The 20,054-nt window shown below is 42.3% G+C and carries 18 protein-coding genes and 2 tRNA genes; 9 read left to right on the forward strand and 11 right to left on the reverse strand.

Annotated features, from left to right (window positions below; all coding sequences use genetic code 11):
• Positions 1-664: 664 nt before the first annotated feature.
• The 3 genes from C5O00_RS03260 to mutS form a co-directional block, all read right to left on the reverse strand.
• A tRNA-Leu gene (locus C5O00_RS03260) sits at positions 665-753 on the reverse strand.
• A 36-nt stretch (positions 754-789) separates the two neighbouring features.
• Positions 790-862 (reverse strand) — tRNA-Gly (locus C5O00_RS03265).
• An 81-nt stretch (positions 863-943) separates the two neighbouring features.
• A complete protein-coding gene (gene mutS / locus C5O00_RS03270) occupies positions 944-3,559 on the reverse strand; it encodes a DNA mismatch repair protein MutS (RefSeq protein ID WP_105217554.1) in 2,616 nt (871 codons plus the stop codon).
• A gap of 124 nt (positions 3,560-3,683) precedes the next feature.
• Here mutS and C5O00_RS03275 point away from each other — a divergent pair, with 124 nt between their 5' ends.
• A complete protein-coding gene (locus tag C5O00_RS03275) occupies positions 3,684-4,220 on the forward strand; it encodes an RNA methyltransferase (protein ID WP_105214912.1) in 537 nt (178 codons plus the stop codon).
• 3 nt (positions 4,221-4,223) lie between these two features.
• On the opposite strand, the gene folK is transcribed toward C5O00_RS03275, so the two are convergent.
• On the reverse strand, positions 4,224-5,354 hold the full coding sequence (gene folK / locus C5O00_RS03280; protein ID WP_105214914.1) for a 2-amino-4-hydroxy-6-hydroxymethyldihydropteridine diphosphokinase: 1,131 nt from the start codon (positions 5,352-5,354) through the stop codon (positions 4,224-4,226).
• An 81-nt stretch (positions 5,355-5,435) separates the two neighbouring features.
• Between folK and C5O00_RS03285 the strand changes: the two genes are divergently transcribed.
• Together C5O00_RS03285 and C5O00_RS03290 are read left to right on the forward strand one after the other, a co-directional pair.
• A complete protein-coding gene (locus tag C5O00_RS03285; RefSeq protein ID WP_244593020.1) occupies positions 5,436-6,149 on the forward strand; it encodes a queuosine precursor transporter in 714 nt (237 codons plus the stop codon).
• Positions 6,146-8,785, forward strand: coding sequence for an AsmA-like C-terminal region-containing protein (locus tag C5O00_RS03290; protein ID WP_105214918.1), 2,640 nt, complete (start codon positions 6,146-6,148; stop codon positions 8,783-8,785). The genes C5O00_RS03285 and C5O00_RS03290 overlap by 4 nt, the downstream gene beginning before the upstream one ends.
• Here C5O00_RS03290 and C5O00_RS03295 read toward each other — a convergent pair whose 3' ends face one another.
• Positions 8,786-9,580 (reverse strand): DUF2797 domain-containing protein, encoded by a 795-nt coding sequence (locus C5O00_RS03295; protein ID WP_105217555.1) that lies wholly within the window; start codon positions 9,578-9,580, stop codon positions 8,786-8,788.
• 43 nt (positions 9,581-9,623) lie between these two features.
• Here C5O00_RS03295 and C5O00_RS03300 point away from each other — a divergent pair, with 43 nt between their 5' ends.
• The 3 genes from C5O00_RS03300 (at position 9,624) to C5O00_RS14585 (ending at position 12,268) form a co-directional block, all read left to right on the forward strand.
• Positions 9,624-11,138 (forward strand): GH3 auxin-responsive promoter family protein, encoded by a 1,515-nt coding sequence (locus C5O00_RS03300; RefSeq protein ID WP_105214920.1) that lies wholly within the window; start codon positions 9,624-9,626, stop codon positions 11,136-11,138.
• 2 nt (positions 11,139-11,140) lie between these two features.
• Positions 11,141-11,962 carry a class I SAM-dependent methyltransferase gene (locus C5O00_RS03305; RefSeq protein ID WP_105214922.1) on the forward strand — a complete coding sequence of 274 codons (822 nt, stop codon included), beginning with the start codon at positions 11,141-11,143 and terminating at the stop codon, positions 11,960-11,962.
• Positions 11,963-12,082: 120 nt separating this feature from the next.
• The gene (locus tag C5O00_RS14585) at positions 12,083-12,268 is read left to right on the forward strand and encodes a hypothetical protein (RefSeq protein ID WP_105214924.1); all 186 of its coding nucleotides are present in this window, start codon (positions 12,083-12,085) and stop codon (positions 12,266-12,268) included.
• A 68-nt stretch (positions 12,269-12,336) separates the two neighbouring features.
• On the opposite strand, the gene clpX is transcribed toward C5O00_RS14585, so the two are convergent.
• From clpX to C5O00_RS03340, 6 genes are all read right to left on the reverse strand, one after another.
• On the reverse strand, positions 12,337-13,569 hold the full coding sequence (gene clpX / locus C5O00_RS03315) for an ATP-dependent Clp protease ATP-binding subunit ClpX (protein ID WP_105214926.1): 1,233 nt from the start codon (positions 13,567-13,569) through the stop codon (positions 12,337-12,339).
• Between the two features lie 22 nt (positions 13,570-13,591).
• Positions 13,592-14,266 carry an ATP-dependent Clp endopeptidase proteolytic subunit ClpP gene (gene clpP, locus C5O00_RS03320; protein WP_105214928.1) on the reverse strand — a complete coding sequence of 225 codons (675 nt, stop codon included), beginning with the start codon at positions 14,264-14,266 and terminating at the stop codon, positions 13,592-13,594.
• An 84-nt stretch (positions 14,267-14,350) separates the two neighbouring features.
• Positions 14,351-15,670, reverse strand: a complete 1,320-nt coding sequence (gene tig, locus C5O00_RS03325; protein ID WP_105214930.1) for a trigger factor — start codon at positions 15,668-15,670, stop codon at positions 14,351-14,353.
• An 86-nt stretch (positions 15,671-15,756) separates the two neighbouring features.
• Complete coding sequence (locus C5O00_RS03330) at positions 15,757-16,104, reverse strand: phage holin family protein (RefSeq protein ID WP_105214932.1); 348 nt, start codon at positions 16,102-16,104, stop codon at positions 15,757-15,759.
• 38 nt (positions 16,105-16,142) lie between these two features.
• Entirely contained in the window at positions 16,143-16,925 is a 783-nt protein-coding gene (locus tag C5O00_RS03335; protein WP_105214934.1) for an alpha/beta fold hydrolase, read from the reverse strand.
• A complete protein-coding gene (locus C5O00_RS03340; protein WP_105214936.1) occupies positions 16,922-17,635 on the reverse strand; it encodes a pyridoxine 5'-phosphate synthase in 714 nt (237 codons plus the stop codon). The genes C5O00_RS03335 and C5O00_RS03340 overlap by 4 nt, the downstream gene beginning before the upstream one ends.
• Positions 17,636-17,720: 85 nt before the next feature.
• Between C5O00_RS03340 and C5O00_RS03345 the strand changes: the two genes are divergently transcribed.
• The 3 genes from C5O00_RS03345 (at position 17,721) to porG (ending at position 20,053) form a co-directional block, all read left to right on the forward strand.
• Positions 17,721-18,377 carry a CBS domain-containing protein gene (locus C5O00_RS03345; RefSeq protein WP_105214938.1) on the forward strand — a complete coding sequence of 219 codons (657 nt, stop codon included), beginning with the start codon at positions 17,721-17,723 and terminating at the stop codon, positions 18,375-18,377.
• A 2-nt stretch (positions 18,378-18,379) separates the two neighbouring features.
• A complete protein-coding gene (locus C5O00_RS03350) occupies positions 18,380-19,264 on the forward strand; it encodes an NAD kinase (RefSeq protein WP_105214940.1) in 885 nt (294 codons plus the stop codon).
• 99 nt (positions 19,265-19,363) lie between these two features.
• The gene (gene porG / locus C5O00_RS03355; RefSeq protein WP_105214942.1) at positions 19,364-20,053 is read left to right on the forward strand and encodes a type IX secretion system protein PorG; all 690 of its coding nucleotides are present in this window, start codon (positions 19,364-19,366) and stop codon (positions 20,051-20,053) included.
• Position 20,054: the final 1 nt, after the last annotated feature.

Consider the following 20,054-nt stretch of genomic DNA (forward strand, 5'->3'; position numbering starts at 1 on the left):
GCAAAACCAAATCCGCCATATGGCGGATCACTTTTTTTATTCCTCAACCTTTAAAGACGAATCCAGCGGGAATTAGCTCCGCTGAGTCCCCACTTCTACAAAGTCAACAGCAAAACCAAATCCGCCATAAGGCGGATCAATTTTTTTATTCCTCAACCATTAAAGACCAATCCAGCGGGAATTAGCTCCGCTGAGTCCCCACTTCTACAAAGTCAACATTAAAACCAAATCCGCCATATGGCGGATCAATTTTTTTATTCCTTAACCATTCAAGATGATTCCAGCGGGAATTAGCTCCGCTGAGTCCCCACTTCTACAAAGTCAACAGCAAAACCAAATCCGCCATATGGCGGATCAATTTTTTTATTCCTCAACCATTAAAGACCAATCCAGCGGGAATTAGCTCCGCTGAGTCCCAACTTCTACAAAGTCAACATTAAAACCAAATCCGCCATAAGGCGGATCAATTTTTTTATTCCTCAACCATTAAAGACCAATCCAGCGGGAATTAGCTCCGCTGAGTCCCAACTTCTACAAAGTCAACATTAAAACCAAATCCGCCATAAGGCGGATCACTTTTTTTATTCCTCAACCATTCAGTAAGCAAGCTTACTTCAGGTTTCGGAATAAAAAAACCGAATCTTTCGATCCGGTTTTTATGTATTGGTACAGAAGGCGGGACTTGAACCCGCACGGGCATTGCTGCCCATTGGATTTTAAGTCCAACGTGTCTACCAATTCCACCACTTCTGCATCAGACTTAAAAAGCCGAAAATATTCGGCTCCTTGAGCGAAAAACGGGATTCGAACCCGCGACCTCCACCTTGGCAAGGTGGCGCTCTACCAACTGAGCTATTTTCGCGAATTATAAGAACGTACTTAACGAGTTAAGCGGAGGCAAATTTAAAACTTTTGACACAAAACAAAAGCCTTTTCAAAAAATTTATTTCTTAGACCGCATCGAAGCATTCCGTTGTAACATCCGCTTGATCTCATTGAGTTTCATTAAGGCTTCCACCGGGGTAAGCGTGTCTATATCTATATCGAGGATCTCTTCACGCAATTCTTCCAGTAGCGGATCGTCAAGCTTAAAGAAACTTAACTGCATTTCCTCTTTGGAAACTTTACGGATCTCATCCGTTAGTTCTTCAGAGGCATGTGATTTCTCCAGCCTTTTCAACATTCGGTTGGCCCGGTGTAGCACCTGTTGAGGCATACCGGCCATTTTGGCCACATGAATTCCGAAGCTATGATGCGACCCTCCCGGTACCAACTTCCGAAGAAATAATACATTATCCTTCAACTCTTTTACCGAAACATTATAATTCTTTATACGCTCGAAGGTTTCGGTCATTTCATTTAATTCGTGATAATGGGTTGCGAATAGCGTTTTTGCCCTGGATGGATGTTCATGTAAATATTCACTTATCGCCCAGGCTATCGATATCCCGTCGTACGTACTCGTCCCCCGCCCAATCTCATCCAGAAGCACCAGGCTTCTTTCAGAAATATTATTAAGGATACTGGCGGTTTCATTCATTTCAACCATAAAGGTAGACTCCCCCATCGAAATATTATCGCTGGCCCCTACCCTGGTAAATATCTTATCCACACAACCCATCCGCACAGCAGCGGCCGGAACAAAACTTCCCATCTGTGCCAGCAACACGATGAGGGCGGTTTGGCGCAGTATAGCCGATTTACCACTCATATTGGGCCCGGTGATCATGATGATCTGCTGGTTGTCACGGTCTAAGAAAACGTCATTAGCAATAAACGGCGAATCCGGAGGGAGTTGCTGCTCGATCACAGGATGCCGACCATCTTTTATGTCGAGATCGAAACTTTCGTCCAGCAGCGGTCGGGTATAGTTGTGCAATTTTGCCTGGGTAGCAAAAGAAGACAGACAATCCAGCCTGGCGATAAGGCCGGCAGTATGCTGCACGGTCCCTATAAATTGTTGCATCCAATCCAGTAAATTCTGAAATAACTGCTGCTCCAGCAAAAGGATCTTTTCTTCAGCCCCAAGGATCTTGGCCTCGTACTCCTTTAGCTCTTCTGTAATGTAGCGCTCTGCACTTACCAGGGTTTGCTTCCTAATCCAATCTTCAGGCACCTTGTCCTTATGGGTATTCCTTACCTCAATATAATAACCAAACACATTGTTGGACGCGATCTTCAGGCTACCGATCCCCGTTCTGGCAGCTTCCCTCTCTAACATTGCATCCAGGTAATCTTTTCCTCCAGTGGCTATAGACCGCAATTCGTCAAGCTCGGTAGAAACTCCCGCCGCAATAACATTTCCCTTTAAAATATTTACGGGCGCCTCTTCGAACAAGGTCTCCTTAATTTTTTCACGTAGCGCCGGACAATCATTAAGCTGTTCCCCTATAAGTTTTAGAGCATTATTTTCTGAATGAATTGCCAAGGCCTTGACCGCGACAACAGCCTCCAGAGAGTTCTTGAGTTGTATCACTTCCCTCGGATTAATCTTCGCGGTTGCGGTCTTAGAAACCAGCCGTTCCAGATCCCCAATGCGCTTGGTATGCATCTGAAATTTATCCAAAATTTCGGGATGATCTATTAAAAAGCTTACCACTTCATGCCGCTCCATGATCTTCTCCTGATCCTTCAACGGCAAGGCGAGCCACCGCTTTATCATCCTTCCTCCCATTGGAGAAATGGTCTTATCGATTACATCCAGCAGAGTTACTGCATTCTCCTGATGCGAATGATATAGCTCCAGGTTACGGATGGTGAACTTATCCATCCAAACATAGGCATCTTCGGCAATACGGTTAATCTTGGTAATATGCCCCAGTTTATCGTGTCGGGTCTCACCCAGATAATGCAAAGCGGCTCCAGCAGCGATAATTCCACTTTCAAGCTCCTCCACTCCAAACCCTTTCAGGCTGGCAGTTCCGAATTGTTTCTGAAGTGTTTCCCGGGCATAGTCTTGCTGAAAAACCCAGTCTTCTAAATAAAAAGTGTGAAAGTTATCTCCGAAAGTTTCACTGAACTGACGTCGTTTTTGTTTGCTGAAAAGTATTTCGGAAGGTTTGAAATTCTGAAGTAGCTTATCTACATACTCCGAATTCCCTTCAGAAGTTAAAAATTCACCAGTGGAAACGTCCAGAAAGGAAACTCCAATCGATATATTTCCGAAGTACACTGCAGCCAGGAAATTATTAGATTTACTTTGGAGGATATCATCATTAAATGCCACCCCCGGAGTAACCAGCTCGGTAACCCCGCGTTTCACGATCTTCTTGGTTTGTTTTGGGTCTTCCAACTGATCGCAAATGGCAACCCTGCAACCGGCCATCACTAACTTTGGCAGATAGGTATGTAACGAATGATGTGGAAATCCGGCCAGTTCGGTCATATCACCACCATTGTTCCTGGCAGTGAGAGTGATATTCAATATCCCGGCAGCCTTTACAGCATCTTCTCCAAAGGTCTCGTAGAAATCGCCCACACGAAACAATAGCAAGGCATCGGGATATTTCGCCTTGATGCCGTTATATTGACCCATTAATGGTGTGACTTTCTTCGCCATATTCACATCTACTGCTGAACTTATAAAAATATATAAATCGCTTTGGCCTGAAAAATTTATCCCTCCCCTTTTATTCCGTTTTATTAACAAAAAAGTTTAAAAAAAGTACCTTTGACCTCAACTTATGAAACACCGTAAATTAAAGAATAGCGAACTCAACAGATTATCACCCCACCAGTATAAGCAAGCGGAGAAGTCGCCCATTATTATCATTCTGGATAATATTAGGAGCTTAAACAATATTGGATCGGTATTTCGAACTTCCGATGCATTTTTGATAAGGAAGATCTACCTCTGCGGAATAACCGCCACCCCTCCGCATAAGGATATTCAAAAAACCGCATTGGGAGCAACAGAGAGTGTAAACTGGGAATACCGGAAAAACACCCTGGATCTGGTGAAGGAACTTCAGCAGGAAGAAATAAAAGTTATCGCGATCGAACAGGCAGAGGACGCGGTACTGCTTAACGAACTTGAAGTAAAAGCCGGAGAGACTTATGCGGTGATCTTTGGTAATGAAGTAAAGGGCGTACAGCAGGATGTGGTATCGGCCTGTGATACGGTGGTAGAGATCCCACAGTATGGAACCAAACATTCACTCAATATCGCAGTTAGCGCGGGGGTGGTGATCTGGGATCTTTTCTCGAAAATCCACAGCTAACTTTTAACCGAGCATTTCTTTAATGATACCCAGATAATCCTTTCGGTTCCGCACAAAATCTTTTTCGGATATATCTATAATGCGGATATTACTGTCGTGCTGGGATTTTATGAATTCGAAATATCCATCGTGGATCTTTTTCAAATACTCTTCTTTGATGCTCTTTTCATAGCTGCGACCACGTTTCTTTATATTATCGAGTAAACGATCTGTTTTCTGATACAGATATACATAAACATCGGGCTTGGGCAATTCTTTGTGCATGATGTGGAATAGTTTTTTGTACAAACTGAATTCTTCTTCAGCCAGGGTGACCTTGGCAAAAATGAGGGATTTATAGACATCATAATCTGCCACCACACAATCCTTGAACAGATCGAATTGCGTGATATCCTCCAATAGCTGCTGGTAGCGGTCTGCCAGGAAAGACATTTCCAAGGGAAATGCATAGCGAGACGGATCTTCATAGAATTTTGGCAGGAAAGGGTTCTCCTGAAATCGTTCGAGGATGAGTTTTGCGTTGAAATCTTCTGCCAGTTTCGATGCCAGGCTTGTCTTCCCAACTCCTATATTTCCTTCTATGGCAATATAATTGTATTTGGCCAGGTCGTAGTCCTGTTTAGGGTTTCGAAGCCATTTCGATTGTTTCTCGATCACACTCTTATCTTCGGTTTCTGCCAAAAGCCTGATCATATTCTTTTTTAGTGACGGATGCTCGAAAGTGGGGTTCAATTCGGCCATGGGCTGCAAAACAAAACGTCTATTGTGTAATTGGGGATGGGGTATGCAGAGCTTCTTGGTTTTTTTCACAAGGTCTTCCACAAACAGGATGTCGATATCGATAGGCCGGGATGAATAATTTGAAGATGAGTTTCGTTCCCGCCCCTGAGATTTTTCTATCCTAAGTACGGCTTCAAGGAGCTTGTTGGGCGACATATTTGTTTTTACACGGAGAGCACAATTTAGAAAATCGTCACCTTCAAATCCCAACGCGGGAGTTTTAAATACCGATGAGATCTTTTCTATGGCCCCTATTTCTTCGAAAATAGAATTCACCGCTTGCTGCAAATATTCAAACTTATTGCCCATATTACTGCCTAAAGACAGGTATACATGTTGAAGCGGTTTGCTCAAGGGATCAATTTTAACATTTAAGACGAATTTAAGGAAAAGAAAACGTACAACAAGTAACTTTGAGTTTATAACTTTATGCTTGTGGCGAAACTCACTCTTAAAGACAGACTACTGGCACAACGTATATACCTCATTTTGGGGGCTTTGTTTATAGCGTCCCTGGTAGTATCAAACCTTATCTTTCAGAAGTTCTTTTCGTTCGATTTCTTCGGAATTTACACTTTCGAACTTTCTGTAGGCATACTGCCATATCCTATAACCTTTCTTATTACCGATATAATAAGCGAGGTTTACGGAAAACGGAAGGCCAACCAGGTTGTAACCGCCGGGATCTTCGCCTCCGTGTTTTCAATGGGTATTATATACGTCTCGAGTGCGGTAACGGCCACCGAATGGAGTCCGGTTAGCGATGCCCTGTTCGATAAGGTATTTGGAGCCACCGTCGTTGCAGTATTTGCCTCAATGATGGCGTATTTACTGGCTCAATACATAGACATTTCGATCTTCCATTTTTGGAAGCGACTCACCAGGGGAAAGCATCTGTGGTTGCGAAATAACTTCTCAACCTTTTTGTCTCAGTTTGTAGACACCTTTACTGTTCTGGTACTACTGTGCAGTTTCGGAAAGATAGAATGGCATCTCTTTGCAGGCTTGCTGTTGAGTGGATTTCTCTTTAAGGTATTGGTCGCCGCAGCAGACACACCATTTTTATACGCAGCGGTCTATGTTTTACGAAGACGCTTTGGATTGAAAGTTGGTGAAGAAATTGACCTTGAAAAAGAAGAAATAAAATGAAAAAAATATTAAAAATAACAGGAGTATTACTAGGGCTCATTGTCCTTGTTTTATTGCTTGCTCCATTCCTATTTAAAGGGACCCTGGAAAACCTACTCAAAAAGAATCTCAACAATAACCTGAACGCAGTCGTGGAATGGGAATCTATGGATCTTAGTTTGTTTAGCAGTTTTCCCGATGCCGCGGTAAAGATCAAGAATTTCAGTGTGGTTAATTATGCTCCTTTTGTAGGAGATACTCTGGCCAGCGGGAAACAGATCACTCTGGATATGGGTATAACTCAATTGTTCAAATCCAGTAACGACGCCATAGTGATCAATGCCCTCGGGCTGGATGACGCACGAGTGAATATTGTAGTGGATTCTCTGGGGCGGGCCAACTACGACATCACCAAGACAAAGGACCCTTCCGAAGAAAACACAGAAACAACAGAAGGGTTTACATTTAACCTTCAGGGTTATCAAATAAACAATACCGAAATTAACTACATGGATGAGCTTAGTAAGACCTATTTAAGTCTTACCGAGGTAAATCACAGTGGGAATGGTGATTTCTCACTGGCTCAGTCTAAGCTGGATACCGATACCGATGCCGTTGTTTCCCTTAAAATTGGTGAAGTGTCCTATTTAACCAACAACATCATTTCCCTGGATGCACTTATTCAGATGGATTTAGAAAGCCAAAAATATACCTTCCTTGAAAATGAGGCAAGGGTGAACGAACTACCCCTCACCTTCGATGGATTTGTGCAGGTAAATGAGGATAATACCGAAATGGACCTGAGCTTTAAAACGCCATCATCCGATTTTAGAAATTTCCTGGCGGTGATGCCAAGGGAATATGTTAAGGATCTCGAGGGAGTCGCAACCACAGGAGATTTTAGTGTAAAGGGCATGCTGAAGGGTAAAGTGGACGACGATCACATCCCTATGATGGATATTGCTGTAAGGAGTAGCAATGCTTCCTTTAAATATCCAGATCTGCCCAAGGCCGTTCGAAATATAAGTATTGATGCGCAACTTAAAAACGATACCGGACTAGCCGAAGACACCTATCTCAATATAGGCGGACTTACTTTTAAGATCGACGACGAGATTTTTTCGGCGAACGGAAGCATTAGAAATCTCACAAAAAATGCCCTGGTGAACATGGCGATGAAAGGCACGCTGGACCTGTCTAAGATCGACCAGGTACTCCCGGTCGAACTGGATCAGCAGCTTAGCGGCGTTTTCAAAGCAGATGTGAGAACAAATTTCGATATGGCCTCCATCGAGAACGAACAATATCAAAGTATACAAACCTATGGAACGGCGAGCTTGTCTGATTTTTCGTATAAAGATCCCGATTTTAAGAACGAGATAAAGATAGAGACGGTGTCTATGGATCTTTCCCCTGGAAATATTCAGCTGAATGAGATGAAGGGAAGCACCGGAGAAACAGACATTTCGGCAACAGGAACCATACAGAACCTGGTGCCATGGATCATGGCCAAACAAGATCTGAAAGGCCGCTTTAATGTGAAATCGAATACCTTTAACTTAAACGATTTTAAATCGGCCGATACCGAAACCGCCAGCACATCAGGAAAATCGGCAATCACCACCGAAAGCGACGAACAGATCAAGATACCCGATTTTCTGGATGCAACACTGGATTTTACAGCCATGAAAGTGATCTACGACGATATCACCCTGAACAATGCTTCCGGAACCGTGAGTATAAAGGAGGAAACCGCAAATCTTAATAATGTAAAGTCGGATCTTTTTGGCGGGAATGCTGCACTTTCGGGTAATGTATCCACCAGATCGAAAACCCCAACCTTTACTATGGACCTTGATCTTAGTAAGATCAACATATCGGAGTCTTTTCGCAAATTGGAGTTATTGAAATATCTGGCACCTATCGCAAACGCCCTGGACGGCGACCTAAATACCCGTATTCAGCTTAAAGGTGTGCTAAATGACAACCTTACTCCCGATTTGAAATCCCTTGCCGGAAATGCCGCCGCCCAGATCCTCACAGCCGAACTTTCAACCGAAAGGACTCCCGTTCTAGCCAGGTTAGGTGAAAAAGCTCCTTTCCTCCAGTTGGACAAATTGAGTTTAAGAGATTTGTCGACGGCATTTACCTTCAATAACGGAAAAATAGAGGTAAAACCTTTTAGCTTCGATGTAAAAGGAGTTGAAGTTACCGCCTCGGGAAGTCATAGCCTGGATAAAAGTATGTCTTATACCCTCGATATGCAGGTGCCTGCCAGGTATTTGGGAAGCGATGTCACTCAATTACTTTCAAAACTGGATCCGGCAGACGCTAACAATATGACGGTAAATATACCGGTAGGAGTAAGCGGAACCGTGACCTCTCCTAATATTTCTGTTAATATGCAATCTGCTGTTACTCAGCTTACCAATAAGCTGATAGAAAAGCAAAAACAAGAGCTTAAAAACAAGGGTACGGATATCCTGAAAGACTTGTTAGGCGGGGGAAATTCGAATAGTAACACCCAGGGGAATAACAGCGATCCTAAAGATCCCAAGAAAACAGATCCGGTCACTACCGATCCAGAAAAAGTGGTAAAGGGATTGCTGGGAGATCTGCTAAAGGGAACGAAAAAGAAAGATAGCGTGAACAACTAATTAATTCACCGAGATCTCCACTACATAGCCTTCATTACTTCTCACATTAAAGACGGTATTGTCTTCGAAAATGAGATATTGCCCTTTGATACCTTTAAGCACTCCCGTAAAATCCGGGGTTTTGTCAAGATTTAGGCTTTTGGGCTTCTCGGGATACTGCAATACAGGAAACTCGAGGTTGGTTTCCGTATTATTGGCAATATAATATTCTCTGGCTTCCTCCGGAATAAATGGTTCCAGCTTAGATCTCCAATCGGCCAGATCCTCGTCTTTTATATCGTTCTTGAGCATCGCCCGCCAGTTCGTCTTATCGCTTACATGATCCTTTAAGGCTAATTCGGTAATTCCTGCCAGGTAACGATTTGGTACTTCCACGATCTCTATGGCTTCGTGGGCTCCCTGGTCGATCCATCGAGTGGGGATCTGACTTTTACGCGTAACACCAACTTTTACACTGCTGCTGTTCGCCAAATAAACAACGTGTGGTTGAATTTGCACTTTTTTCTCATACTCCAGATCCCGGTCCTCAACATCGAGGTGCGCCTTGCTCAATTCTGGGCGGATCACCCAGTCTGCTGCCTGGGGAACCAGGTAAAAGCAGTCGTAGCAAAAGCCCATTCGGAAGATCTTTTTATCAAGGCCACAGTTAAGGCATTGGTATTTTCTGAAAGAAATTGAAACCGCTCTATCCAGTAACTGATTCATATTCAGAAAGTCATTTTCAAAGACCAGATAGTATTGAATTGGTGATCCGTTTTCGGTTTGCATCTTCGTAAGAACACCGCTGTATTTCATAAAAAAGAAATTGCTATTTTTATGGAATAAAGATAGGGTAATTATGCCAATACCGATAGTTAATTCCATCGCTTCATGGTTTCTGAAGAAACGGTTTCACCAGATCGAACTCTTCCTGAAATACCCTGTTGAAGTGCAGGAAGAATTGCTTCACAATTTATTGCTGAAGGCAAAGACCACCGAGATCGGAATTCAGTACGATTTTGGGTCCATAAAAAGCTATAGGGAATTTACCGAAAGAGTACCTATCACTACTTACGAAGAAAATGAAGCCCGAATTGAACGGGCACGACGAGGAGAAAGCAATATTTTCTGGCCCAAACCCATTAAATGGTTTGCCAAATCCAGTGGAACCACGAATGCCAAAAGTAAGTTTATCCCTGTAAGCCAGGAGTCCCTCGAAAATTGTCATTATGCCGCGAGTAAGGACCTTCTCTGTATGTACCTAAATAATAATCCCGATTCTCAGCTTTTTTTAGGTAAAGGCCTGCGATTGGGGGGCAGTAAAGAGCTCTATGAAGAAAATGGTACTGTTTTCGGGGATCTTAGCGCCATCCTTATAGATAACATGCCCTTTTGGGCAGAATTCAGCAGTACTCCCAGCAATGAGATATCGCTAATGGCAAACTGGGAGGTTAAGATGCAAGCTATCGTTAACGAGACCATAAAGGAGAATGTTACCAGCTTGGCCGGAGTTCCTTCCTGGATGCTTGTTTTACTGAATAATGTAATGGAGTCTACCGGAGCGAAAGATCTCTTCGAGATCTGGCCGAATTTGGAAGTGTATTTTCATGGAGGCGTAAGTTTCGAGCCCTATTTAGATCAATATCGTAAGCTTTTACCTCGTGACGACTTCAAATATTATGAGATCTATAATGCTTCTGAAGGATTTTTCGCTATCCAGGACCAGAATCACAGTAACGATCTATTGCTTATGCTTGATTACGGAATTTTCTACGAATTCATTCCAATGAGTACGTACGGCACGCCTGAGCAGAAAGTGATCCCGTTGAGCGAGGTGGAAAAGGATGAGAATTACGCGATCGTTATCTCCACAAATGCCGGCTTATGGCGTTATAAGATTGGCGATACCGTACGATTTACTTCGGTGAGTCCGTATAGAATACGTGTAACCGGCAGAACCAAGCATCACATAAACGTGTTTGGGGAAGAGCTTATCATTGAAAATGCAGAAACTGCCTTGCGCAAAGTGTCGAAACTCACTCAAACCGAGATTGTGGACTATACTGTGGCGCCTATTTTTATGAAGGGCCGAGAGAAAGGTGCGCATGAGTGGATCATAGAATTTAAGACCCCTCCTAAGGATTTCGAAACTTTTACCATGCTGCTTGATAAGTCACTGCAGGAAGTAAATAGCGATTACGAAGCCAAAAGGTTTAATAATACCACCTTAAATGCACCAAAGGTTCATTGTGGTAGGGAGAAACTGTTCTACGACTGGTTAAAGAAGAATAACAAACTGGGGGGACAGCATAAAGTTCCAAGGCTGTCTAATTCGCGAGAATATATAGAAGAATTACTTTCGTTAAATAACTGAACATGGCCATCTCTATTCCCGATACGGCCTTCGTAATCGCCTGCTATCGCGCTAATCATGAAGCAATGAGTTGCGACCCATTTGCAAAACTATGGGTTAAACCCGGCTTGCAGGCATGGGTGGACGAATTTGCCGCCGAAGTTTCACAATATGATGAGATTCTTCATTGTATGAGAAATAGATACTTTCATAAAACCCTAAATGAAGTACTGGAGCACGATTCTAAACTTCTATGTATAAACCTGGGAGCTGGTTTTAGCATGTATCCGTATAATCTTTCTGAAAGTATGGTCACCATCGAGGCCGATTTCGAAGATGTGATCCAATTTAAAAAGAACGCAATTGCCAATTTCGAGGCAAAAGGGTTACTTCCGGCCAGGAACGTGATAAGGATCGAGTGTGATATCACTAGGAAAGAAGACCAGCTGCGGTTAAAATCCATGTTGGATAGCTATAAGAATTACAAAAAGGTGATCATGATAGAAGGGGTTTTCTTCTTCCTGAACAAAGATGAGATTGTATCGATTATTGATTTTTGTCGTGATATCCTGGACACAGGAGATGTGCTGCTTGCCGAATCTTTCGAAGATCACACTAAAAAAACCGAAGTCTGGAATCGACTGAAGAACTATTTTGAGAAAGAGCTGCATTCTTCAGGCAATGCAACCACACTGCCATTTAGCTTTTATAAAAACCTCCCTGGATTTCATTTAAAGCGTAAAAACAGCACCTTGGAACTCGCAAAGGAACTGCGCCTGGTACCCGAGAAGCTCGAAGAATTGGAGGTATTAAACGAATATTGCTATTTCCTCGTTCGGGAGTAATCAGTCTTGAAATTTGGCCAAAAAATACGCTTAATCGAAAATTATCGCTACTTCAACTAATAAATTTGGTAGTACTTTTCTTACTTTCTATGTTTGATTTAATAATTCATTATTGGGGCAATGAAAAAAATCATATACATAGTGGCGATCCTCTTCTTTTCAGTTTCCGTGGTATCATGTGGAACTACTGTAAAGACAATTCAGAAAGAAGAAAAGGTAGCAGGATACACATTAAAAAATAAGAAGGAATTAATGCAACAGAAGATTCTTAATAAAAAGAAGAAAACTGTTATCGCACAACCCTAGCTATAAGTAATTTCAAGAAAAAGCCTCAGGTTTGTTCCCTGAGGCTTTTTTTTTAAGTCAATACATGCTTACGATACAGCCTTTAATTTCTTAATGGTAGATTTATTGAGTTTCTCCTGAGCGTATTCCATGGTCACCGTAAGTTCTTTTTCATCACTTCCCGGCAGGTCGTACATAGCATCTGTAAGCACTGCTTCACATAAGGATCGCAATCCCCTGGCTCCAAGTTTATATTCGATAGCCTGTTCTACAATAAAATCCAACGCTTCTTCGGTGATCACAAAATCTATATCGTCCATTTCAAACAACTTTTTGTACTGTTTGATTATGGCATTTTTGGGTTCGGTAAGAATGGCTCTAAGAGTACCTTTATCTAACGGATTCATATAGGTAAGCACCGGTAAACGGCCAATGATCTCGGGTATTAATCCGTAATCCTTAAGATCTTTAGGGATGATGTATTTGAGCATATTATCCCGCTCCATGGTATCTTCTTTCTTGCTGGCGCTAAAGCCAACAGCCTGCATATTGAGCCTTTTTGAAATATGGCGATCGATCCCATCAAATGCACCACCGGCAATGAATAATATATTTTCGGTATCTACTTCTATAAATTTCTGATCTGGATGTTTACGCCCACCTTTAGGTGGCACGTTTACAGTGGTTCCTTCAAGTAATTTAAGTAATGCTTGTTGCACTCCTTCTCCACTCACATCACGAGTAATTGAGGGATTATCACTCTTACGGGCGATCTTATCGATCTCATCGATAAACACGATCCCGTTCTGGGCCTTCTCCACATTGTAATCGGCCGCTTGTAACAAACGGGTAAGGATACTCTCAACATCTTCTCCAACATAACCAGCCTCTGTAAGTACAGTAGCGTCCACAATGGCTAAGGGAACATTCAGCATTCTGGCAATAGTCTTGGCGACCAGGGTTTTTCCCGTACCGGTCTGACCCACGATGATGATATTACTTTTCTGAATCTCAATATCTTCATCACTCTTAGGTTGTAGCAGTCGTTTGTAGTGATTATAAACTGCCACCGACATTACCTTTTTTGTATGTTCCTGTCCAATTACATAGTCATCTAAAAAAGCTTTGATAGACTTAGGTTTTTTAAGCATCAGCTCCTTACTAAGCTCGCTATTTGTAGAATGCAGAGCCTCCTCGATCACGATTCCATGAGCCTGTTCTATACATCGGTCGCAAATATGTGCATCCAATCCCGCGATTAAGAGGTTGGTTTCAGCTTTTTTACGTCCGCAAAATGAACATTCCAATTCTTCTTTCGACATAACTTAAAATTTAGACGGAATTTTAGTTTCGAGATAAGATCTCGTCTATCATTCCGTATTCTTTGGCTTTATCGGCCTTCATCCAGTAATCACGGTCACTGTCCTCATAAACTTGTTCGTAAGTCTGGCCACTGTGATTCGCGATTATGCGATATAGTTCTTCCTTCAAGGTAATGATTTCTCTGGCAGTGATCTCAATATCACTTGCCTGTCCCTGAGCACCACCCATAGGCTGGTGGATCATCACTCTGGAGTGAGTTAACCCGCTTCGCTTCCCTTTCTGCCCGGCACACAGTAAAACAGCTGCCATAGAGGCGGCCATCCCGGTACAAATAGTGGCTACGTCCGGTTTTATAAACTGCATGGTATCGTAAATTCCCAGACCGGCATATACGCTGCCTCCCGGCGAATTAATATATATCTGGATATCCTTGGAAGCATCGGTACTTTCAAGGAATAGCAACTGTGCCTGAACGATATTCGCCACCTGATCGTTTATTCCCGTACCTAGAAAAATGATACGGTCCATCATCAGGCGTGAAAACACGTCCATTGCCACAGCGTTCATTTGTCTTTCTTCAATGATATTCGGGGTGAGGCCTACAGGATACATACTACTCACGATAGTGTCGTAATACGTACTGCTAACCCCCTGATCTTTTATAGCAAAATCTTTAAATTCTTTACTGTAGTTCATATAATTTGAGTCGTTTTCTGTATGATAAAAAAAGCGTTGAATCACCACAATTCAACGCCTAAATATAACTATTTTATTGCTGAATTAGGCGTATGCCTCCTTTATGAACTTGTCATAAGTTACCTCCTTTGTCTTCAGTTTGGCATTTTCCTTGTAAAACTGAAGCATTTTGTTGGTATTTAGTTGTTCAGACAGTCGCCTTACTTCTTCTTCGTTCGACATAATTCTACCTACTATGCCATCCAGCTCCTCATCGGTAGGGTTCATATTCCCAAATTGCGCCATCTGCATACGGATCATATCCCGGGAATAGTCTTTCAATTCTTCGAAAGTTACCTGAAGCTTGTGCTCTGCCCTAAGTTTTCCTTCAATAAGTTGGTATCTCAGGCCTTTTTCGCTTTTCTCGAATTCTTCCTTTGCAGCTTCTTCAGAAAGCACTTCCTCTCCAGATTGCTGGATCCATCTTTGTAGAAATTCTTTTGGCAGATCGAATTTGGTATTTTCTATAAGCGATTCCACCACATCATTCAACAATTTCTGATCGCTTTGCTGTTCGAACTGTCGCTCGGCATCTTCTTTGATCTTTTCTTTTAATTGTTTTTCTGAAGTGACTACTCCTTCGCCAAAAATTTTATCGAATAATTCCTGGTTAAGATCTGCCATTTCGCGCTTGTTCACCTCTTCTATCTTCAAAGCTACCTCAATATCAAGGCCATGGGCAGCATCGTGATCTACACCCAGATATCGCTGATTGTCGTGTTCATCTTTAAATAGACCTTTGGTCTTCAACGTGATGGTATCGCCAACTTTAGCTCCAATAAGAGTTGAGAGTTGCTTTTTCCCTTTCACTATTTCGGTTTCAAAGGTTGCTTTTTTCTCTATTCCTTTTTCTTCAGAAGTAAAGGTACCTGTAACCTCATCACCTTTTTCGACAGTATCCTTTGCTATTAATTTACCGTATTGCTTTCGAATGGTCTTTACCTGGTTATTGATCATTTCGTCATCGGCAACGATCTTGTAGTGTGTAACCGCCTTTCCTTTCAGGTTCACCTCGAATTCCGGAGCAAGGCCCAGATCGAACTCGAATGAGAAATCTCCAGCATCCCAGTCTATCTCTGCTTCATTTTTAGGAAGAGGATTCCCAAGAACATCCAGTTTCTCTTCAGTTAAGAATTTATGTAATTCGTTCTGAAGGATCTTATTCACTTCATCCACCAATACAGCTTTTCCGTATTGTTTCTTCACCATCCCCAAAGGAACATGTCCTTTTCTAAAGCCGGGAATGTTCGCATTCTTGCGGTAATCCTTCAAAATAGTGTCCACTTTTTCCGAATAATCGTCTTTCGAAATATTCACGGTTACCACTGCATTTAGCGGATCGATGTCTTTTTTTGTAATGTTCATAGTCTTTAACCTTTACCCATAAAAATTGGGTTGCAAAAGTACAAATTTTAATGCAACCCAACAAGCTTTTAAAGTCTGTGAATCTACTATTGCTTTTTATTGTCGAGCACCGAATGAAAGATCGACTGCAGGATGGACAGGAGCAAACTAAACAACAATGCCCACCAGATAGATTCTACTGCAAATCCCGGAATGAAATAATCTGCCATCATAATGATCACCGCATTGATGACAAGCAGGAATAGACCGAGCGTAATTATAGTAATTGGCAGGGTTAAAACCACCAATATTGGTTTTACTATGAATCGAAGCAAGGCCACTACTATAGCAACTATAATAGCAGATCCGTAGCCTTCCACGGCCACCCCCGGAAGAATCTTAGCCAGGATCACTACGGCAAGCGCCGTGAGTAATAATCTTAAAATGGTTTTCATAATGTTAGTTTTGAATAAAGGTAAAAAACAATTATCAATTATCCTTCTGTGTCTTCACCTGAAATAAAACGCGTCACACGATCGTAAAACTCCTTTGGGTTTTCGGCATGAAGCCAATGCCCGGCATTGCTAATTGTCACAATACTGGCAGCGGGAAAATGTTTCTTGATCAGGATCTCATCCATCGCATTTATATATCCCGAATTGGCTCCTGCCAGGAACAAAGTAGCCCCGGTGTAGATGGCGTTTTCCGGTAAAGGTTTTCCCACTTCCTCAATTTCCCTGTTTAGAATTTCAAGGTTTGCCCTTAGGCCTAATACCCCTTTTTCCTTCCAGTAAAGATTCTTCAGTAAAAATTGCCTGATCCCTGCTTCTTTAATATACTTTGAGAGAACTTCCTCGGCTTCTCCTCTCGTTTTAATTCTTTCAAAATCCAACGAAAGTAATGCCTTAAAAATGTCCTGATGGTGCTGCGGATAGGCTTTAGGAGCTATGTCGGCTACCAATAATTTTGATACCATATCCGGATGCTCTGTTGCAAATTGCATTGCGGTCTTTCCTCCCATGGAGTGCCCTAAAAGCAGCAGATCAGCAAGGCCGTGATGCTTGCAATAATTATACAGGTCGTTAGCAAGAAGCTCGTAGTTAAATTCGTCACTATGAAAACTCCTGCCATGATTGCGTTGGTCTACAAGATGAATCTCAAAACCGAGAAGCGAGAATTGCCTGGCAAGGGTTTTCCAGTTATCCCCCATCCCCAATAAGCCGTGCAGGATGATAAATGGTTTTCCTTCCCCTATTATTTGTGAGTGTAAGATCATTGTAGCTTCTGAAGATAGGATTTGATCACATTTTCAAGACCGTCGTAGATCGCCTCACAGATAAGCGCATGCCCAATAGAAACTTCAAGCAAATTAGGGATACTATCTTTGAAATACTTAATATTTTGAAGCGAAAGATCATGACCGGCATTGATGCCAAGGCCTAACTCGTGCGCTAAATGGGCACATTCGATATATGGCTTTACCGCTTCTTTATTCCCCAGACTGTACTGGTGAGCAAAAGTTTCGGTGTAAAGTTCGATCCTGTCGGTGCCCGTATTTGCTGCACCTTCGATCATTCTAACATCCGGATCCACGAAAATGGAAGTGCGGATCCCTTTACTTTTTAATTCGGTGATCACCTCGCTAAGAAAATCGCGATGCTTCAGGGTATCCCACCCCGCGTTCGATGTGATGGCATCGACAGCGTCCGGCACCAGGGTAGCCTGGGTGGGTTGAATTTGGAGTACGAGGTCAAGAAATTTATCTATAGGGTTCCCTTCTATATTGAACTCGGTATATACCACAGGTTTCAGGTCGAAAGCATCCTGGTAACGAATATGTCGTTCATCGGGCCTTGGATGAATGGTCACGCCGGCGGCACCAAAGCGTTGTACATCCTTAGCTACCTGTACCACATTAGGCGCATCCCCTCCTCTGGCGTTTCGAAGTGTAGCGATTTTGTTGATATTTACGCTTAACTTTGTCATTTGCTAAATTTGTGTAAGCAAAAATACAAAGCTTAGGCAGGCTTTTACATCTTTATTTTAAGTAATTTGCATAAAAATTATCGCTTTGAATACCACACAATATATAATAAACGATATCAAACCTTTCGACATAGAAACGGCTATTAAGGAGGTGCAGGTTGCCTTTAATCAGTTGACGTATTCACATATACCGGTGACCAAGGATGGAAAATACGCGGGATGTATTTCAGAGACAGACGCTCATTGTTTTGAAAATGACAGGCACCTTACAGACTTCGCTTATGCCCTGGAACCCTTTTACGTGACCGATAAGACCAATTGGCTGGATATACTTGAAGCTTTTGCCATGTACGGCAGCAATATCATGCCGGTTCTTAATTCGGAAAACAAGTATTTGGGATATTACGAGCTAAGTGATATCATGAATATCTTCAATGACACACCATTTCTCAACGAAGCCGGTGCTATTATAGTGGTTGAAAAAGGAGTTCGGGATTATTCCTTTAGCGAAATATGCCAGATCGTAGAGTCCAACGATGCGAAAATTCTGGGAGTTTTCATTTCTAAAGTTGAGAACGACACTGTTCAAGCCACAATAAAGATTGGTCACACGGGAATGAATGCAATTGTACAGACTTTCAGAAGGTATAGTTACAATGTGGTCTCCAGCCATGATGAGGACAAATTCCTCGAAGATCTGAAAGAGCGTTCAAATTATCTCGACAAGTACCTAAACATGTAATTATGAAGGTTGGTATTTACGGTCAATTTTACCACGAACACTCAGAGCAATCCATTCAGCAAATACTCAATGCATTGAAACAAACCAATGTGGATATTGCTGTTGAGAAGAATTTCCTGGAGCTTATCAAGCATCACAAAGAGATAGATACTAATGTTGCTACGTTTAGCTCATTCACCGAACTCGATCACTCTTACGATTTGTTTTTCAGTATTGGAGGAGACGGAACTTTGCTGAAATCCATCACCTTCGTGCGGGATCTCGGAATTCCTATTGTTGGAATCAATACGGGAAGACTAGGTTTTCTGGCTACTATTCAGAAAGAAAAGATAATTGAAAGCATTGCCCAGATCATTGCCGGTAATTTTACTATCTCGGAGCGAAGTTTACTTGCCATTCAAACAGAACCGCAAAGTGAAGAGATTGGCGATCTTAACTTTGCCCTCAATGAGCTTGCCATTAACCGTAAGAATACTACCTCCATGATCAAGGTTGAGACCATGGTAGATAACGAACACCTAACGTCCTACTGGTCTGACGGCCTCATAATCTCCACTCCTACCGGATCTACTGGTTATTCGCTTAGTTGTGGCGGCCCTATTATGGATCCTGCCTCTCAATGTATGGTGCTTACCCCTATTGCCCCGCATAATTTAAACGCCCGCCCTTTGGTTATCCCGGACGACGTAGAGATCACGCTCAAAGTCTCCGGCCGCGAAAAATCCTACCTGATCTCTCTCGATTCGCGTATTGCAACTTTGGAAGATCATGCAGTTATCCGTATAAAAAAGGCTCCTTTTACTATTAAGTTGGCACAATTAAAGGATGACACATTCATTAAAACCCTGAGAGAAAAATTACTCTGGGGTGAGGACAAACGTAATTAGGCAATAAATTCCTTCAATTTTTGTTTATCATCTGAGACATTTTCGCATAAAATATTTCTATGCGAAGTTTATTGTTATATTTGCAAACTTTTAAGGTTTATGAGGTATTTCACAGTCGTTCTACTTGTTCTTTCAGGCATCTTTTCCGCTCAATCCCAGACATATGAAATTGGTGGGTTGCTAGGGGGATCCAATTATATTGGCGATGTAGGTAGAACAAATTATATAGCTCCCAAGAATTTTGCCTTTGGAGGCATTTTTAAGTGGAATAGAAGTGCAAGGCACGCCTTTCGTGGCTCGGTCATGATAGCACAAATTAGCGGCGACGATGCAGATTCCAATCAAAGCAGACGGAAACAACGGGGACTTAGCTTCGAAAATACGGTCTCGGAGATATCTATAGGACTGGAATACACTTTTGTTGAATTCAATGTACACAGCGGAAAACCTGTGTCCACACCATATTTATATACAGGACTTACTTATTTCTGGTATAAGGCCTTATATAGAGTTGGAGATGAGATTAGAGATTACGACGGTGCTTCTGCACCTGCAATCCCCATGGTTGTAGGATATAAAACAACAATTGGCACGAAAATGGTGCTGGGTTTTGAGATTGGAGCCCGGTACGCATTTACAGATGATCTCGATGGCAGCAACCCGGTAAAAGGGCTTGCAGATGCCGAAGAATTTAAATTTGGTAATACAAATAGCGACGATTGGTATGTGTTTACAGGTGTAACCCTTACCTTTAGCTTTGGTAGGAAACCATGCTACTGCAACTTTTAAC

Origin of the sequence: Pukyongia salina (assembly GCF_002966125.1) — a bacterium.
GTDB classification, from domain to species: Bacteria; Bacteroidota; Bacteroidia; order Flavobacteriales; family Flavobacteriaceae; genus Pukyongia; species Pukyongia salina.

Bases quoted from the DNA above. Each gene is read 5' to 3' on its own strand.
- mutS (WP_105217554.1), bottom strand. From the start codon at position 3,559: ATGGCGAAGAAAGTCACACCATTAATGGGTCAATATAACGGCATCAAG.
- C5O00_RS03275 (WP_105214912.1), top strand. From the start codon at position 3,684: ATGAAACACCGTAAATTAAAGAATAGCGAACTCAACAGATTATCACCC.
- C5O00_RS03290 (WP_105214918.1), top strand. From the start codon at position 6,146: ATGAAAAAAATATTAAAAATAACAGGAGTATTACTAGGGCTCATTGTC.
- C5O00_RS03295 (WP_105217555.1), bottom strand. From the start codon at position 9,580: ATGAAATACAGCGGTGTTCTTACGAAGATGCAAACCGAAAACGGATCA.
- C5O00_RS03300 (WP_105214920.1), top strand. From the start codon at position 9,624: ATGCCAATACCGATAGTTAATTCCATCGCTTCATGGTTTCTGAAGAAA.
- C5O00_RS03305 (WP_105214922.1), top strand. From the start codon at position 11,141: ATGGCCATCTCTATTCCCGATACGGCCTTCGTAATCGCCTGCTATCGC.
- C5O00_RS14585 (WP_105214924.1), top strand. From the start codon at position 12,083: ATGAAAAAAATCATATACATAGTGGCGATCCTCTTCTTTTCAGTTTCC.
- clpX (WP_105214926.1), bottom strand. From the start codon at position 13,569: ATGTCGAAAGAAGAATTGGAATGTTCATTTTGCGGACGTAAAAAAGCT.
- clpP (WP_105214928.1), bottom strand. From the start codon at position 14,266: ATGAACTACAGTAAAGAATTTAAAGATTTTGCTATAAAAGATCAGGGG.
- tig (WP_105214930.1), bottom strand. From the start codon at position 15,670: ATGAACATTACAAAAAAAGACATCGATCCGCTAAATGCAGTGGTAACC.
- C5O00_RS03330 (WP_105214932.1), bottom strand. From the start codon at position 16,104: ATGAAAACCATTTTAAGATTATTACTCACGGCGCTTGCCGTAGTGATC.
- C5O00_RS03335 (WP_105214934.1), bottom strand. From the start codon at position 16,925: ATGATCTTACACTCACAAATAATAGGGGAAGGAAAACCATTTATCATC.
- C5O00_RS03340 (WP_105214936.1), bottom strand. From the start codon at position 17,635: ATGACAAAGTTAAGCGTAAATATCAACAAAATCGCTACACTTCGAAAC.
- C5O00_RS03350 (WP_105214940.1), top strand. From the start codon at position 18,380: ATGAAGGTTGGTATTTACGGTCAATTTTACCACGAACACTCAGAGCAA.
- porG (WP_105214942.1), top strand. From the start codon at position 19,364: ATGAGGTATTTCACAGTCGTTCTACTTGTTCTTTCAGGCATCTTTTCC.